Genomic DNA, 2,279 nt, shown 5'->3' on the forward strand with positions numbered 1-2,279 from the left:
AGACCTCCTGAGATGAGAAGGAGCGCTGGTCAGCAGCTCAGGATGAGGAGCGCTGGTCAGCAGCTCAGGATGACACGTCAGGGCGGCCGATTCGGGGCCGCAGCGGTGATGACCCAAGGCGGAAGTTCTGGTCGAAGCGGGAATGCGCCTCCTCGGCCACGCTGCCCGCGCGACGTCGTTTGTGTCGCGGCTCCCGGCATTCGGCGCGAGTGCCGCCAACATCGAGCCGGAGGCTGGTAGACGGGCCGCATCGGATCTGGTGGCTCTTTCGACCTGGCGCCGTAAACCTGCGTGAATGCCCGGCCGGGTGGTAGGGCGTATGATAAGATATGTTCGGCAACACCGACCGAACCGCGGCCCGCGCGCGCTCGGAGCGCCGTCCGCACGAAAGGTGGTTTAGCCCCTGGCCTGATCAAGGCAGGGGCGGTCCTCCACTGGATCGCGATGCGGTTCGCTGCGGCACTCTCGAATTGCACCCAATCCTTGCCGGGCAGGGAGGCGGAACGATGCCGGCTTTTGAGATGCTCTTCCTGAAATCCGTCACCAACGACATCGGCCTGAGCCGGGAGATCCGGCAGCGCGCCATTGAGGTTGAAGCCCAGGACGCCGCTCAGGCCATCCTGACCGGACAGCGCCTTTTCTGTTCCCTTGAACGCATTGCGGATTGGTCACTGCGGGCCGATCGCTTTGAGCTGGCGCTGAAAGGCTCGGCCCGGACTCCTCTCCGCTCTCTGTCCAGTCCGGGTGAAAGCGCGAGGGCGGGTTCTCTGTGTGAGCGGGCGCATGGATCAGCGGCGCTCTCCAGACCCGCTCCTCGCCCAAGCCGACCGGGTTCTCCGCGAGAATGAGCAGCTTCGCGAGGAGGCTCGTCAGCGGGCACAGCGAGCGCGGAACCTCCTTGCCTCTCTCCGCGACCGGGTCTGGATGTCCCGGCAAGCACAACGCGTGTCCTGGGGGCGCCGGAAGTCACCGGATCCGACTTGAAGCACCGCAGCAGAGACATCCGCGATGGTTCCGCCAGGGCGTCCGATCCCGATCAGGCTTCTGGCTTGGGTCTCTGGATAGGAGCGACTTTGCGGGCCTCGTGCTCCTCGGCTTTTGCCAGTGCCTCGTAGTGCTCGGCCATTCTGCGGAGCTGCGCGCGGGCCTCCCTCAACGAGATCTGTTGTGCTGCGGCGCGGGCCTCCGCGGCCCTGCGGCGATACTCGGCCGCCTTGTCGTAGCGGGGAATGTGCACGATCGCAGGCACCTCTTGCGAATCACACCAGCTCACCAACGGCCGGAGGCTGCCATCGTTCACGATTCCAAAGAAAGGGCCTTTGCCATTAACCCGGCCGTGCTTGGACGTGCACCCGAACGGGCGCATAGTGCTGCCATCACTGGCAGATCCGACCCGTAGGCGCCGGTGGCTGAGAGACCCCGTGCTCCCGCCTGCATGGCCGAGGGGCGTCCTAATGCCCGACCTCGAGCAGGAGCGCCTGGATCTCGACGCGGCCGATCGGCACCTCGCCGAGGGCGAGCGGCGGATCACCGACCTGATCCTCCTGATCGAGGACCAGACCGCGCAGGGCCGCGACACCACCGAAGCCCGCAAACTGCTCCGCAACTTCGAGCAGACCATGGAGACCTGGCGCGTCCATCGGCAGCTCATCGCAGACGCGATCGCGCGGGCGCAGCCGCCTGATCCGGAGGCCTGCTAGGGCGCTTTTCGGATCACGAGTCCTCGCCGGTGTGGAGCCTCCAGATTGCTCTCATCTCGGCAGGCGGGTGCGACAGGAGTGGATCGAGTTCCGCCTCGACCTGCCTCATCTGCTCGAGCCGTCGCTCGACCTGCTCCCGGAATCGCTCATGCGCCGCGCGGAGCCGCGCCGTCTCGGCCAGAACGGTCTCGGCGTGTTGGAACAGCGGGTCGTCCTCGATCGCCATGATGGGCTCCGCATCCGGACTCTACCCCTTCGAACCTGCCAATGCTCGATCATAGCCGCGGTTCCATGGTCCCGCCCAGGCTCGGAGGGAGCGGGGCCTGCTCACCTGAAGCCGTTGCATTGGCTCGCACGGACCAGGCGCAGCACTGCGTCTCGATCACCTTCCTGAAAGGACTGCAAGGGCGTCCGGCCCGCGAGGACGGTGTCGGGCGCCAGCGGGAAGTCGCGCGTGACCCACGGACCCTCACGGCCTCGGCCGATCCGAAGCTGGCGGGATCTTTCACCAACTTTCGCCGAACGGTCGGGCCTCGACCTCGAAGCTCCAGGCGCTGGGATCCTGGCCGGTGAGTTGGC

Annotated in this window: 4 protein-coding genes; 2 read left to right on the top strand and 2 right to left on the bottom strand. The window is 66.4% G+C overall.

Annotated features, from left to right (window positions below; all coding sequences use genetic code 11):
- Positions 1-506 precede the first annotated feature (506 nt).
- On the top strand, positions 507-848 hold the full coding sequence (locus BN1233_RS39735; RefSeq protein WP_147707808.1) for a hypothetical protein: 342 nt from the start codon (positions 507-509) through the stop codon (positions 846-848).
- Between the two features lie 188 nt (positions 849-1,036).
- Here BN1233_RS39735 and BN1233_RS47955 read toward each other — a convergent pair whose 3' ends face one another.
- Positions 1,037-1,237 carry a hypothetical protein gene (locus tag BN1233_RS47955; protein WP_147707809.1) on the bottom strand — a complete coding sequence of 67 codons (201 nt, stop codon included), beginning with the start codon at positions 1,235-1,237 and terminating at the stop codon, positions 1,037-1,039.
- 217 nt (positions 1,238-1,454) lie between these two features.
- Here BN1233_RS47955 and BN1233_RS39745 point away from each other — a divergent pair, with 217 nt between their 5' ends.
- Positions 1,455-1,700 carry a hypothetical protein gene (locus tag BN1233_RS39745; protein WP_046869211.1) on the top strand — a complete coding sequence of 82 codons (246 nt, stop codon included), beginning with the start codon at positions 1,455-1,457 and terminating at the stop codon, positions 1,698-1,700.
- Between the two features lie 13 nt (positions 1,701-1,713).
- Here the strand turns inward: BN1233_RS39745 and BN1233_RS39750 are convergent, their stop codons facing one another.
- The gene (locus tag BN1233_RS39750; protein ID WP_046869212.1) at positions 1,714-1,926 is read right to left on the bottom strand and encodes a hypothetical protein; all 213 of its coding nucleotides are present in this window, start codon (positions 1,924-1,926) and stop codon (positions 1,714-1,716) included.
- Positions 1,927-2,279 lie beyond the last annotated feature (353 nt).

This window comes from Microvirga massiliensis (assembly GCF_001006805.1).
GTDB classification, from domain to species: Bacteria; Pseudomonadota; Alphaproteobacteria; order Rhizobiales; family Beijerinckiaceae; genus Microvirga; species Microvirga massiliensis.